Source organism: Micromonospora costi (assembly GCF_003626655.1).
In the GTDB taxonomy this organism is placed as follows: Bacteria; Actinomycetota; Actinomycetes; order Mycobacteriales; family Micromonosporaceae; genus Micromonospora; species Micromonospora costi.
Map to the genome: position 1 here is coordinate 1,180,122 of NZ_RBAN01000001.1, position 13,966 is coordinate 1,194,087.

The 13,966-nt window shown below is 73.9% G+C and carries 10 protein-coding genes; 4 read left to right on the plus strand and 6 right to left on the minus strand.

What is annotated here, in order from left to right; translation table 11 throughout:
* Positions 1-226: 226 nt before the first annotated feature.
* Positions 227-1,258: a 3-isopropylmalate dehydrogenase gene (locus tag D7193_RS05335; protein ID WP_120778198.1), complete on the minus strand. Its 1,032-nt coding sequence runs from the start codon at positions 1,256-1,258 to the stop codon at positions 227-229.
* 218 nt (positions 1,259-1,476) lie between these two features.
* Between D7193_RS05335 and D7193_RS05340 the strand changes: the two genes are divergently transcribed.
* Together D7193_RS05340 and D7193_RS05345 are read left to right on the plus strand one after the other, a co-directional pair.
* The gene (locus D7193_RS05340) at positions 1,477-2,322 is read left to right on the plus strand and encodes an FAD:protein FMN transferase (protein WP_120778199.1); all 846 of its coding nucleotides are present in this window, start codon (positions 1,477-1,479) and stop codon (positions 2,320-2,322) included.
* Positions 2,323-2,641: 319 nt separating this feature from the next.
* Positions 2,642-2,998, plus strand: coding sequence for a hypothetical protein (locus tag D7193_RS05345; RefSeq protein WP_174242550.1), 357 nt, complete (start codon positions 2,642-2,644; stop codon positions 2,996-2,998).
* Between the two features lie 108 nt (positions 2,999-3,106).
* Here D7193_RS05345 and serA read toward each other — a convergent pair whose 3' ends face one another.
* The 5 genes from serA to D7193_RS05370 form a co-directional block, all read right to left on the minus strand.
* Entirely contained in the window at positions 3,107-4,705 is a 1,599-nt protein-coding gene (gene serA / locus D7193_RS05350) for a phosphoglycerate dehydrogenase (protein ID WP_120778200.1), read from the minus strand.
* Positions 4,706-5,086: 381 nt separating this feature from the next.
* On the minus strand, positions 5,087-6,100 hold the full coding sequence (ilvC, locus tag D7193_RS05355) for a ketol-acid reductoisomerase (protein ID WP_120778201.1): 1,014 nt from the start codon (positions 6,098-6,100) through the stop codon (positions 5,087-5,089).
* Between the two features lie 100 nt (positions 6,101-6,200).
* Positions 6,201-6,716, minus strand: a complete 516-nt coding sequence (gene ilvN, locus D7193_RS05360) for an acetolactate synthase small subunit (RefSeq protein ID WP_120328573.1) — start codon at positions 6,714-6,716, stop codon at positions 6,201-6,203.
* The gene (locus tag D7193_RS05365; RefSeq protein WP_120778202.1) at positions 6,716-8,593 is read right to left on the minus strand and encodes an acetolactate synthase large subunit; all 1,878 of its coding nucleotides are present in this window, start codon (positions 8,591-8,593) and stop codon (positions 6,716-6,718) included. The genes ilvN and D7193_RS05365 overlap by 1 nt, the downstream gene beginning before the upstream one ends.
* A gap of 188 nt (positions 8,594-8,781) precedes the next feature.
* On the minus strand, positions 8,782-11,223 hold the full coding sequence (locus D7193_RS05370) for a putative bifunctional diguanylate cyclase/phosphodiesterase (protein WP_120778203.1): 2,442 nt from the start codon (positions 11,221-11,223) through the stop codon (positions 8,782-8,784).
* A gap of 111 nt (positions 11,224-11,334) precedes the next feature.
* Between D7193_RS05370 and ilvD the strand changes: the two genes are divergently transcribed.
* Together ilvD and D7193_RS05380 are read left to right on the plus strand one after the other, a co-directional pair.
* On the plus strand, positions 11,335-13,182 hold the full coding sequence (gene ilvD / locus D7193_RS05375; RefSeq protein WP_120778204.1) for a dihydroxy-acid dehydratase: 1,848 nt from the start codon (positions 11,335-11,337) through the stop codon (positions 13,180-13,182).
* A 43-nt stretch (positions 13,183-13,225) separates the two neighbouring features.
* Positions 13,226-13,948: a hypothetical protein gene (locus D7193_RS05380; RefSeq protein WP_241562818.1), complete on the plus strand. Its 723-nt coding sequence runs from the start codon at positions 13,226-13,228 to the stop codon at positions 13,946-13,948.
* Positions 13,949-13,966 lie beyond the last annotated feature (18 nt).

Genomic DNA, 13,966 nt, shown 5'->3' on the forward strand with positions numbered 1-13,966 from the left:
ACCCCGAACGCTCGTTCAGCGGGTAGCGCCGCCCGGGCGGACGCTCGACCCCGAACGGGCGGTGCCGCGGTGCCGGGGTGCGCTCGCACGGCCACCACAGCAGAACGACGGCGACGCGTGGGGCCGTGAATCGCCCGCGCCGACCGCGCCGGCCGGTCGCCGTGCGCGGCGACGGCGCCGCGGCCCGCGGGCGGCGCTCAGCCGGCCCGCGTACCTCCGACCGGGCTCAGCCCGCCGCGTAGCCGGCGAGGCGGTCGCCCACCTCGGCCGTGCGCAGCGGTACGTCGGGCGCACGGTTGGCGAGCTCGGTGGCTACGGCGTTGGTCACCCGGGCTGCGGCCTCCGGGTGACCGAGCTGGTCAAGCAGCAGCGCGGCGGAGAGCACGGCGGCGACCGGGTCGGCCACGCCCTGGCCGGCGATGTCCGGCGCCGAGCCGTGCACCGGCTCGAACATCGAGGGGTACGCGCCCTCCGGGTTGATGCAGCCGCTCGCGGCCAGACCGATCCCGCCGGTCACGGCAGCGGCGATGTCGGTGAGGATGTCGCCGAAGAGGTTGTCGGTGACCACGACGTCGTAGCGCTGCGGCTGGGTGACCAGGAACATCGCGGCGGCGTCGACGTGCTGGTATTCCGTGGCCACGTCGGGGTGCTCGGCGGCGACCGCCTCGAACGCGCGCGACCAGAGCGAACCGGCGTGGGTGAGCACGTTGGTCTTGTGCACGAGGGTCACCTTGCGCCGCTCGCGGCGGCTCGCCCGCGCGAACGCGTCGCGGATCACCCGCTCCACGCCGTGGCGCGTGTTCAGGCTCTCCTCCGTGGCGACCTCGGCGGGGGTGTCGCGGTGCAGCGTCCCGCCGGCGCCCGCGTAGAGCCCTTCGGTGCCCTCCCGCACCACGACGAGGTCGACCTCGCCGGGCTTGACGGTGGCGAGCGGGCCGGCCACGCCGGGCCAGAGCCGCGACGGGCGGAGGTTGACGTACTGGTCGAAGGCGAACCGCAGCTTGAGCAGCAGGCCCCGCTCCAGCACACCCGGCGGCACGCTCGGGTCGCCGACCGCGCCGAGCAGGATGGCGTCGTGCCCGGCCAGCTCGGTCAGGACGGAATCCGGCAGCACCTCGCCGGTGCGGTGCCAGCGGGCGGCGCCCAGGTCGTACTCGGTGGCCTGCACGCCGGGGAGCACCGCGTCGAGGACCTTGCGGGCCTGCGCGACCACCTCGGGACCGATACCGTCCCCGGCCACCACCGCGATCCGTGCCACGCCTGCGCTCCTCTGCTCGCCGTTCGCCCCACCGTACGCCGCCGTCCCGCCTCCCGGTACGCGTGGTCCACATTCTGGGAGAGGCGGATACACAGCACCCTCCCAGGTGGGTTTCATGGTGCGGTCATCTTGGCTGCCTAACCTGTGTCCGTACGGGTCACGGGGGCCTGTGCCGGTGGTCGCGACGGCGCGGCCGCCAGTCGCGAGGGGGCGATCCCATGCGCATCGACGAGCAGCCGCGGACCCGGTGGCCCGACCCGTCCGCCTTCCGGCACCGCCGCCCGGACCTGCGGCTCGGCAGCCGCACCCACCGCCTCGACCGGGCCGGCGCCACGAACGGGGACCGGATCTCCGTGCAGCACACCGTCCGGACCGCCACGGCGGAGTACACCGTGCTGATCAACGCGCCCGTCTGGCTGGGCCGGCGGGGTGTCGTCGAGGCACTGCGGGACGCGGTGGCCGAGCTGCGCGCCATCGACCTCACCTACGGCCCGACGCGACCGGAGAGCCTCGTCTCCCGGCTGCGCCGCGGCGAGATCGCCCCCGACTCGTACGCGCCGCTGGCCGACCTCGTGGACCGGTGCACCGCCATGCGCGCCGCCACCGACGGCTGGTTCGACGCCTGGGCGGTGCCCGGCGGCTTCGACCCGGGCGGGCTGCTCGGCGGCTGGGCCGTGGAGCGGGCCGCCGCCCGACTGCGCGCCAACGGCGTCCACGACTACGCCGTGGTCACCGGCGCCGACCTGGTCGTCCGCGGCGTCGCCCCGCACGGTGGGCCCTGGCGGGTGGCCGTGCACCACCCCGTCGAGCCGGACCGGACGCCGCTGGTGCTGGAGATGACCGCGGGAGCGGTGGGCACGTCCGGGGTGAGCGGCCGGCACGGGCATGTGATCGACCCGCACACCGGGGAGCCGGCCGACCAGCTGGTCGCGGCGACCGTGGTGGGCCCGGACCTCGCGGTGGCCGACGCGTACGCCACCGCGCTCTACGCCGCCGGACCGGCCGGGCTGGAGTGGTTCCGGGGCGGCTCGGACTACCGGGCGCTCTTCGCCGACCGCCGCTGACGGCGCCGAATGGCGGCCGGGGACGGCGATCGGCCCCCACGCCCGCGGCAACGGCCGTGGGGGCCGGTCAGCGACGAATGCGCGTGGCTCGCGCAATCGAGGGGTGCGGGCCGGTCGGGCCGGAAGTCGACCGCGCCACCCGAAGACGGGCCGACAACGCGGCCTAGGCCGGTGACCGCACCGGTACGCTAGCGAATCGACGCAACTCGACGCAAGAGTCTCCACAGCGGACCGTCCCGGCAGGATTGCGGCATCTCCACGGCTGGCCTGCGGCGGGGCAGTTTCGACATGGTGAACGTTGGATGGCACGCTGTCCGCCGTGAGTTTCGATCTGAGCGTGTGGGCCCTGGCGGACGGGGCGACGCCCGAGGACGTGCGAACCGCGGTACAGCGGTGCCGGGAGGGGCAGCACCTCGACCGCCATCCCGACCCCCGCGTGGTCGCCTTCTATCGTGCGATCACCGCCGCCTACCCGGACCGACCGGTCGGGCCCGACACCCCGTGGGAGGTCGCGCCGCTGCACGCGGCCAGCGACCACGTCGAGATGAACCTGAATCCGGCCTGCGAGGACCAGGTGCTGCTCGACATCGAGCGGCTCGCCGGGGAGAACGGGCTGATGCTCTTCGACGCCCAGGACGGCTCGGTCTACCCGCCGCCGGCCCGGCTGCCCGGCTGACGGGGCCGCCCCGGCCCGGCCCCGTCAGGGACCGGGCGGCGGACAGCGGCCCCGGTACGCCAAGGGGCCCGGCGAACGCGCCGGGCCCCCCGTCGTGCTGCCGTCAGCTCACTCGTCGCGCAGGTCCGCGGCGCTGGCCGCGGTCGCGCCGATCGAGTCGGCCGCCGAGGTGAGCAGGTCGGCGCCGAGCGCCTGATCGACGGTGAGCGTCATGAGGGTCTCGCCGCCGGCCTCGCGACGGGCCACCTGCATGGCGGCGATGTTGATGCCGGCCTCGCCCAGCAGCGTGCCGACGGTGCCGACCACGCCGGGACGGTCGACGTAGCGGAGGAAGAGCAGGATGCCCTCCGCGCCGATCTCCACGTCGAAACCGTCCACCTCGGTCAGCTTGATGATGTCGCGGGTGCCCGCGCTGGTCACCGTGCCGGAGACGCTCACCGTACGGCCGTCGGGCAGCGCGCCGCGGACGGTGACGAGGTTGGGGTGCTCGACGGTCTCGGCCGCCGTGGTGAGGGTGACCCCGACGCCCCGCTCGGCGGCGAGGTGCGGCGCGTTGACGTAGGTGACCTGCTCCTCCACCACCGAGCTGAACAGGCCCTTGGTGGCGGCCAGCTTGAGCACCGACACGTCGTGCGCGACGATCTCGCCCCGCACCTCGACGGTCACGCTCGCGGCGACCCCGCCGGCGACCGCCGTGAACGCCCGGCCGAGCTTCTCGGCCAGCGGCAGCAGCGGCCGGACGTCCTCGGCGACCACGCCACCGGCCTGCACGTTGACGGCGTCCGGCACGAACTCGCCCTGCAGCGCGAGCTTCACGCTCTTCGCCACGGCCAGACCCGCCTTGTCCTGCGCCTCGTGGGTCGAGGCGCCCAGGTGCGGGGTGGCCACCACGTTGTCGAACGCGAACAACGGCGAGGACGTGCACGGCTCCTTGGCGTAGACGTCCACACCGGCGCCCGCCACGCGCCCCTCGGCGATCGCGTCCGCGAGCGCCTGCTCGTCGACGAGGCCGCCGCGCGCCGCGTTGACGATCCGGACGCCCGGCTTGACGATGGCCAGCTCCTTCTCGCCGATCAGGCCGACCGTCTCCGGGGTCTTGGGCAGGTGGATCGAGATGAAGTCGCTCTCCCGCAGCAGCTCCTCCAGACCGACCAGGCGCACGCCGAGCTGGGCGGCGCGGGCCGGCTGGATGTACGGGTCGTACGCGATCAGCCGGGTGCCGAACGCGGCGATCCGCTGCGCGAAGAGCACGCCGATGCGACCGAGACCGACCACGCCCACGGTCTTGCCCTGGATCTCCACACCCGTGTACTTGGACCGCTTCCACTCCCCGGCCTTCAACGCGGCGCTGGCGCTCGCCGTGTTCCGGGCCACGGCGAGCAGCAGCGCGACGGCCTGCTCGGCGGCGGAGACGATGTTGGAGGTGGGGGCGTTGACGACCATGACGCCCCGCGCGGTGGCGGCCGGCACCTCGACGTTGTCCAGACCCACGCCGGCGCGGGCGACGACCTTGAGCCGCGGCGCGGCGGCGACGGCCTCGGCGTCGATCTGGGTGGCGCTGCGGACGATGACGGCGTCGGCCTCGGCGAGCGCGGAGAGCAGCGCGGGACGGTCGGTGCCGTCGACGTGGCGGACGTCGAAGTCGTGCGCGAGCACCTCGATGGCGGCGGGGGCGAGTTCTTCGGCGATCAGTACGACAGGATTCATCGGTCCTCGTAGCTGTAGTCGAGAGCGGTCGGCCGGGCCTGCCGGACGCCGCGCTGCGCCCGCGCCGAGCCGGGTCATGGCCGTCAGGTGCCGGCTACGCACCTATCGCGATCGTAGGGGTCGGGCTGGCCGGCGTGGCCCGGACCGCGGGGTGAGCGCCCTCACACAGCGTGTCGGGCGCCGGCCATCCTGCGTTCACCGCGCGCTCACGTCGGGCCGGCGTCCGTGCCACGCCGGTGCGGCCGGGGAGGCGTCCGTCACGTGGTCCCACCAGATGAACACGACCGGAACGGCCGACGGCCCCGATCCGGCGCCGGGGAGAGCGTCGGGTCGGGGCCGTCGCCGGGCTGCCCGTGGCGTACGGGCGGCCCGTGCCGTGCCTCAGGCGGTCTCGGTGATCGGGCGGTCGACCCAGCTCATCATGCGGCGCAGCTTCCGGCCGGTCTCCTCGATCGGGTGCGCCGCACCCTCGGCGCGCCACTTGGCGAAGTTCGGCCGGCCCGCGTCGTCCTCGGCGATCCACTCGCGGGCGAACTCGCCGGACTGGATCTCCGAGAGGATCTTGCGCATCTCCTCCTTGACCCGGCCGTCGATGACGCGCGGGCCGCGGGAGTAGTCGCCGTACTCGGCGGTGTCCGACACGCTGTAGCGCATCCGGGCGATGCCGCCCTCGTACATGAGGTCGACGATGAGCTTCAGCTCGTGCAGGCACTCGAAGTACGCGATCTCGGGCGCGTAGCCGGCCTCGGTGAGCACCTCGAACCCGGTCTGCACCAGCGCCGACGCGCCGCCGCACAGCACCGCCTGCTCGCCGAAGAGGTCGGTCTCGGTCTCCTCGGTGAACGTCGTGCGGATGGCGCCGGCCCGGGTGCCGCCGATGCCCTTGGCGTACGACAGGGCCAGCGCGAAGGCGTTGCCGGACGCGTCCTGCTCGACGGCGACCAGGCACGGCACGCCCTTGCCGTCGACGTACTGCCGGCGGACCAGGTGGCCCGGCCCCTTCGGCGCGACCATCGCCACGTCGACGTCGGCCGGCGGCTTGATGAGGTCGTAGCGGATGTTGAAGCCGTGGCCGAAGAAGAGCGCCTTGCCCGGGGCCAGGTTGGGCGCGATGGCCTCGGCGTAGAGCGTGCGCTGGACGGTGTCCGGCGCGAGCAGCATGATCACGTCGGCCTCGGCGGCGGCCTCTGCGGGGCTGACCACCCGCAGGCCCTGCTCCTCGGCCTTCGGCCGGCTCTTCGAGCCCACCGGCAGGCCGACCACCACGTCGACACCCGAGTCGCGCAGCGACAGCGCGTGGGCGTGGCCCTGGCTGCCGTAGCCGATGACGGCGACCTTCCGGCCCTGGATCACGCCCAGGTCGGCGTCGTCGTCGTAGTACACCTCAACGGTCATGGACTTCCCTTTCAAGTACGGCGGCCCGGGCGGCCCGTCGTGGTTGTGCGGATGGGTCAGGGGCCCGCGGAGCCGGCCCCCGGGCCGGCCCGCGGGTGGCTCAGGCGGCTCGCAGGGCCGGCCCGGCGGTGATCGACCGCGAGCCGCGCCCGATCGCCACCAGTCCGGACTGGACCATCTCCTTGATGCCGAAGGGTTCGAGGTCGCGCAGCAGCGCGTCCAGCTTGTCCGGCGTGCCGGTGGCCTCAATGGTCAGCGTGTCCGGCGCCACGTCGACCACCCGGGCGCGGAACAGGTTCACGGTGTCCAGGACCTGGCTGCGGGCCGACCGGTCGGCGCGGACCTTGACCAGCAGCAGTTCCCGGGCCACCGAGACCTGCGGATCCAGCTCGACGATCTTGAGCACGTTGACGAGCTTGTTGAGCTGCTTCGTGACCTGCTCCAGCGGGGACGACTCCGCGTTGACCACGATGGTGATCCGGGAGACGTCCGGGTTCTCGGTCTCGCCGACGGCGAGGCTGTCGATGTTGAACCCGCGGCGGGAGAACAGCCCGGACACCCGGGCCAGGACACCCGGCTTGTTCTCCACGAGCACGGACAAGGTGTGCATCGTCATCAGAGTTCGTCCTCATCGAACGCGGGGCGGACGCCCCGGGCGAACATGATCTCGTCGTTGCTGGTGCCGGCGGCGACCATCGGCCACACCATGGCGTCCTTGCCGACCACGAAGTCGATGACCACCGGCGCGTCGTTGATCTCCATGGCGGCCGCGATGGTCTTGTCGACGTCCGCGGCGTTCTCGCAGCGCAGGCCGACGCACCCGAGCGCCTCGGCCAGCTTCACGAAGTCCGGGATCCGGTGCTTGTGCGTGCCGAGGTCGGTGTTGGAGTAGCGCTCACCGTAGAAGAGCGTCTGCCACTGCCGGACCATCCCGAGGTTGCCGTTGTTGATCACGGCGATCTTGACCGGGATGCCCTCCAGCGCGCAGGTGGCCAGCTCCTGGTTGGTCATCTGGAAGCAGCCGTCGCCGTCGATCCCCCAGACCACCGTGTCCGGCTTGCCGACCTTCGCGCCCATCGCGGCCGGCACCGCGTAGCCCATCGTGCCGAGGCCACCCGAGTTCAGCCAGGTGTACGGCTTCTCGTACGAGATGAACTGCGAGGCCCACATCTGGTGCTGGCCGACGCCCGCCACGTAGATCGCGTCCGGCCCGGCGATCTCGCCCAGCCGCTTGATCACGTACTGCGGGGAGAGCGTGCCGTCGGCCGGCTCCTCGTACCCGAGCGGGTAGCGCTTGCGCAGGTCGTCGAGCTGGGTCCACCAGTCGGCGAGGTCCGCGGTGCGCCCGGCCGCCCGCTCGGCCTCGACGGCGGCGATCAGCTCGTCGATGACGTGCTGGGCGTCCCCCACGACCGGCACATCGGCGCGCCGGTTCTTGCCGATCTCCGCCGGGTCGATGTCGGCGTGCACGACGGCGGCGTCCGGCGCGAAGGAGTCCAGCCGGCCGGTGACCCGGTCGTCGAAGCGCGCGCCCAGCGCCACGATGAGGTCGGCCTTCTGCAGCCCGTAGACCGCGGCGACCGTGCCGTGCATGCCCGGCATGCCCAAATGCTGCGGGTGCGAGTCCGGGAACGCGCCGAGCGCCATCAGCGTGGTGACCACCGGGATACCGGTCAGCTCGGCGAGCCGGCGCAGCCCCTCGGTGGCGCCGGCCTTGAGCACGCCGCCGCCGACGTACAGCACCGGACGGCGGGAGCTGGTCATGAGCCGGGCGGCCTCCCGGATCTGCTTGCCGTGCGGGTGCAGGGTCGGGCGATAACCGGGCAGGTCGAGGGTGGGCGGCCAGGTGAAGGTGGTCGGCGCCTGGAGCACGTCCTTGGGGATGTCCACCAGCACCGGCCCCGGACGCCCGGTGCTCGCCAGGTGGAACGCCTCGGCCAGCACCTGCGGGATCTCCTCGGCGTTCTGCACGAGGAAGTTGTGCTTGGTGATCGGCAGGGTGATGCCCTGGATGTCCGCCTCCTGGAAGGCGTCCGTGCCGATCGCGGGCCGGGCGACCTGGCCGGTGATCGCGACCACCGGCACCGAGTCCATGTACGCGTCCGCGATAGGGGTGACCAGGTTCGTCGCGCCCGGGCCGGAGGTGGCCATGCAGACGCCGACCCGGCCGGTGGCCTGCGCGTAGCCGGTGGCCGCGTGCCCGGCGCCCTGCTCGTGGCGGACCAGGATGTGGCGGACCGTGGAGTCGTAGAGCGGGTCGTACGCGGGCAGGATCGCGCCGCCGGGGATGCCGAAGACGACGTCGACGCCGAGCGCCTCGAGGGACCGCACGAGCGAGCCGGCCCCGGAGACCTGGGCCGGCGCGGGCGGCCGTACCGCCGGCGCGGCCGGGGTGGCGGCGACGCGGGCGGCGTCGGTGTCGGGCGCCGGCCCGGCGGCCGCGCGGGCCCGCCGGGCGGAGTGGGCGAGTGTCTCTGGCGTGGGTCTCGTCATGGCGGTTCAGGCCTTCGGCTGGAGTGGGTGCGGCAGGTGTGCGGGTGGGGCGCGGCCGGGGCCCGCCCCGAATGAGGTCCGACGGCAATAAAAACGGCCCACGTGCAGATGCACGGGGCCAGCGCACTCTCGGTGAGGGAGAGTGCGCTCAGGTAAGTACTCGCAGCGACCGGTACGACGACATGGGCTCAAGCCTGACGCATCTCACGCGATGAGTCAACTGATCCCACATGTTGGTTAACGGGCGTCGGCGCGTCGTCCCGCGACGCGCCCTCGGCACCCGGGTCGACCTGCCCGGACGCGCCCTGCTGGCGGCGTGGGACGGGCAGCGCGGTGGGTCGCACGCCGGTGGCCGGTGGCCGGACGTCGGCGCCCGCGGAGCGGGCGGCCGGCGGCGCCGAGGCGGGCCGCGCGCCGGGCGAGGTGGCCGCCTCCAGCATCGCCTCCAGGTGCTCCGCCGGTACGCCCCACCCGAACGCCGCCCCCTGGCCGAACCGGCAGCCGGCGGCGACCACCGCGGCCAGCTCGGTGGGGGTGGTGACCCCCTCGGCGATGACCTCCAGCCCGAGCTGGTGACCGAGTCGCATCACGATGTCGACCATCGGCGCGAAGGCGGGCCCGTCCCGGTCGACCGGCCGGACCGGCTCGTGCTCGGCGACCAGGCTGTGGTCGATCTTCAGGATGTCGATCGGCAGCCGGCGCAGCTGACCCAGGGAGGAGTAGCCGGCGCCGAAGTCGTCCAGCGCGATCCGCACCCCGGTCAGCCGCAACGCGGTCAACCGGCGGATCAGCTCGTCGAGGTCGGTGGCGACGGCGTGCTCGGTCACCTCCAGCACCAGCCGCTGCGGTGGGACCCGGTGGGCGCGCAGCGCCTCGGCGACCAGCACCACGTACTCCGGGGCGTGCAGTTCCCGGGGCGAGACGTTCACCGAGACCCAGACGTCGTGGCCGTCGGCGAGCCAGCGGGAGAGCTGCTGGCAGGCCTGGTTGAGCACCCAGGCGCCGAGCTTGGCGATCATCCCGCACTCCTCGGCCAGCGGGATGAACTCGTCCGGCCGGACGTTGCCCAGCTCGGGATGGTGCCAGCGGAGCAGCGCCTCGGCGCCGACCGGACGCACCGAGGGCAGCGAGGCGACCGGCTGGAACGCCAGCCGCAGCTCGTCGCGCTCGATGGCGCCGCGCAGCTCGTGCTCCAGGGTGGTCCGCCGGCGCAGCAGCTGCTCGTACGCGGCGTCGTAGCGCTCGATCCGGTTCTTGCCGCGCTGCTTGGCGTAGCGCAGCGCCAGGTCGGCGTGGCGCAGCAGCAGCTCCGCGTCGGGAACACCCCCGCAGCCGGCCACACCGATGCTCACCGAGAGGAAGACCGGGCCGTCGACCTGGTCGTACGCCTGGCCCAGCACCCCGAGCAGCCGCTCCGCCACCCGGTCGGCCTCGACCGGGGTGGCGGGCATCAGCACCGCGAACTCGTCACCGCCGAGCCGCGCCGCCACGTCGCCGGGCCGCAGGCAGGCGCGCAGCCGCCGGCCCACCTCGGCCAGCACCGCGTCGCCCGCCTCGTGACCGCGCACGTCGTTGACGTGCTTGAAGCCGTCGAGGTCGAGGGTGAGCAGGACGCACGCGGCGCCCGTCTCGGCACAGCCGTGCAGCGCGCGCAACAGACCGCGCCGGTTGGCCAGCCCCGTCAAGGCGTCGGTGTGCGCCAGCTCGCGGAAGTGCGCCTCACGCTCGGCGAGCCGGCCCGCGTAGCCGCGCATGTCGCGCAGGGTGAGGGACTGCCGGGCCACGAGGGCGAAGCCCTCGACGGCGCTGCCGAGGATGCTCAGCGCGGTGAACCGGCCGCCCTCCAGCAGGTGGTACATCGCCGCGGCCGTCATGGCCACGACCGCCAGGACGGTGTAGTCGCCGTCCCGGTCGATCCGGTCCGGCTCGGCCCGGCGCGGCCGACCGACCCTCGGTATCGAGAGCGCAACGCCGAGCAGGCCTGCGGCGAGCAGACCCGCCCCGGTCAGGACGGCGCCCGGCCCGGCCTGGCAGAGCCCGCCAGCGAGGACGAGCCCGCCGCAGGTCACCGCCGTGATCCCGGCGGCGAGCGCGGCCAGTGGCGGGCGCGGCGCGGCGGCCCGGCAGACGGCGATCGGGCCGAGCCCGACGGCCAGGGCGGCGCTCACCGTGGCGAGCAGGATCGGCGTGCAGGCCACGGGGGTGGCGTCGCCGAGCAGCCGCGTCGGCTCGGAGACGAGCACCCAGCCGACCGACCAGAGGGCCGCCGCCATGATCAACCCGTCGAGGACGAGCCGGACGGTCGCCGCGGGCGAGGCCACCACCCCGGGCACCCGCAGCAGGCCGGCGAGGAAGGTCAGCCCGCTCGCGGCCGCGCCGACCGCGACCGCCGTCGCCCAGCCCGTCCGCATCCCCTGCTCGTGACCCCAGTGCCCGGCCGCGTCGAGCGCGGCGCCGAGCCCCGCGAGGAGGCTCACCAGGGCGAGCCCCGCGGCCACCGCCACGAGCACGAGCGCCGGCCGGTGCACGCCGGGCCGCCGCCGGGCGCCGACCGTCAGCAGCACGGTGGCCGAGGCGGCGACCAGCCAGCTCAGCGCCGCGCCGACGGCCAGACCCGGGGGGAGATGCACGTCTCAACTTTGCCGGATGAGCGCCGGGTGTGGGGGCCCGGGTGTGCATCTGTTGGGACACGGTGACCGCGCCCGATCCGCCGGCCCCGCGGCGGTGCCAGACTGGTACGCATGCCTGAGCTGCGGTCGAAGACCTCCACGCACGGTCGGACGATGGCCGGCGCCCGGGCCCTCTGGCGGGCCACCGGGATGACCGACGACGACTTCGGCAAGCCGATCGTCGCCATCGCCAACAGTTTCACCCAGTTCGTACCGGGCCACGTCCACCTCAAGGACCTCGGCGGCCTGGTCGCCGACGCGGTCGCCGAGGCCGGCGGGGTGGGGCGGGAGTTCAACACCATCGCGGTCGACGACGGCATCGCGATGGGGCACGGCGGCATGCTCTACTCGCTGCCCAGCCGTGAGTTGATCGCCGACGCCGTGGAGTACATGGTCAACGCGCACTGCGCGGACGCGCTCGTCTGCATCTCCAACTGCGACAAGATCACCCCGGGGATGCTGCTCGCCGCGCTCCGGCTCAACATCCCCACCGTCTTCGTCTCCGGCGGGCCCATGGAGGCCGGCAAGACCGTGGCGATCGAGGGCATCGTGCACAGCAAGATCGACCTGATCGACGCGATGATCGCGTCCTCGAACGAGGCGGTCACCGACGACCAGCTGGGCGCCATCGAGCGTTCGGCCTGCCCGACCTGCGGCTCGTGCTCCGGCATGTTCACCGCCAACTCGATGAACTGCCTCACCGAGGCGATCGGGCTCGCGCTGCCGGGCAACGGCTCGACGCTGGCCACCCACGCCGCGCGCCGGTCGCTCTTCGTCGACGCCGGGCGCACCGTCGTGGAGATCGCCAAGCGGTGGTACGAGCAGGACGACGCCTCGGTGCTGCCCCGCTCGATCGCGTCCCGGCCGGCGTTCGAGAACGCGGTGGCCCTGGACGTGGCGATGGGCGGCTCCACGAACACGGTGCTGCACCTGCTCGCCGCCGCCCGCGAGGCGGAGCTGGACTTCGGCGTCGCCGACATCGACGCCATCTCGCGCCGGGTGCCCTGCCTGGCCAAGGTCGCCCCGAACTCGCCGCAGTACCACATGGAGGACGTGCACCGGGCCGGCGGCATCCCCGCCATCCTCGGTGAGCTGGACCGCGGCGGTCTGCTCAACCGGGACGTGCACGCCGTGCACTCCCCCAGCCTGTCGCGCTGGCTCGCCGACTGGGACGTCCGGGGCGGCGACGCCACCGCCGAGGCGCTCGAGCTGTTCCACGCCGCCCCCGGCGGGGTGCGTACCACCGAGCCGTTCTCCACCGCCAACCGCTGGTCGTCGCTGGACACCGACGCGGCCGGCGGCTGCGTCCGGGACGTGGCGCACGCGTACAGCGCCGATGGCGGTCTCGCCATCCTGCACGGCAACCTGGCGCCGGACGGCTGCGTGGTCAAGACGGCCGGGGTGCCCGAGGAGTGCCTGACCTTCCGGGGCCCGGCGAAGGTCTTCGAGTCGCAGGACGACGCGGTCGAGGCCATCCTCAACAAGCGAATCGTGGCCGGCGACGTGGTGGTGATCCGGTACGAGGGGCCGAAGGGCGGGCCCGGCATGCAGGAGATGCTCTACCCCACCTCGTTCCTCAAGGGCCGCGGTCTGGGCCGTGCCTGCGCGCTGCTCACCGACGGGCGGTTCTCCGGCGGCACCTCGGGCCTCTCCATCGGGCACGTGTCGCCGGAGGCGGCCTCCGGCGGGCTCATCGCCCTGGTGCGTGAGGGCGACGAGATCGTCATCGACATCCCGGGCCGGTCCATCGAGCTGAACGTGCCCGAGGACGTGCTCCAGGCCCGCCGGGTCGCCGAGGAGAAGCGCGACCGCCCGTACACCCCGGCCGACCGGCAGCGCCCGGTCTCCGCGGCGCTGCGGGCGTACGCCTCGATGGCCACCTCGGCCAGCGACGGCGCCTACCGGCGGGTGCCGGAGTAGCCGTTCCCCACCGCGCTCCACGCCGTCGGTAGGGTCCGGCGGCGTGGAGACGACGGTGAGCTACGCGCGACTGATCCGACCGGTCATCGACCGGGTGTACGCCGGCGCCCGCTTCGCGGCCCGGCCCCGGATGGTGGAGTTCTACGCCGCGCGCGGTGTGGACCTGGGATACGAGAACAGCTTCTTCTCCGGTGTGCTGGCCCGGCCGATGCCGGCCGACGCGCTCGCCGACGCGCTGGTCTACACCTCCGGCAGCATGGACGCCGAGCTGGCCCAGGGAGTGACCACCGTGGACGCCCGGGACACCTGGCACCTCACCGAGCTGGGGCGGGAGTTGGCGCTGTTCGCGCAGCGGGCGACCGCCGAGGCGGCCGAGGAGCTGTGGTCCGGCAGGCCGGGCCTGTTGCCCGGCCCGGCCTCGGTTCCGCGCCTGGCCGAGTTGGTCGGCCGGGTGCTGGAGCACGGGCTGGCCACCGGCGGGCCCGCGTTCCGGGCGATGACACCGCCGTACGAGCCGGCCGACGCCTCCCCGGCCATGCGGCTGGTGACCCGGCTCGGGTCGCTGCGCCACCACCGGGCCGACGCGCACCGGGCCGCGTGGCGGGCCGCCGGCCTGACCGTCGACGGGATCCGGGCGCTGCCCGACGGGCCACAGCGGGCCGCCGTCGAGGCCGAGACGGACCGCCTCGACGAGCCCGCGTACGCGGTGCTGGGCGAGGCGGAGCGCTGGGAGCTGTTGGCCGGCCTGGGTGCCCTTCCGGGCTAGAGCCGCACCGAGCCGAGC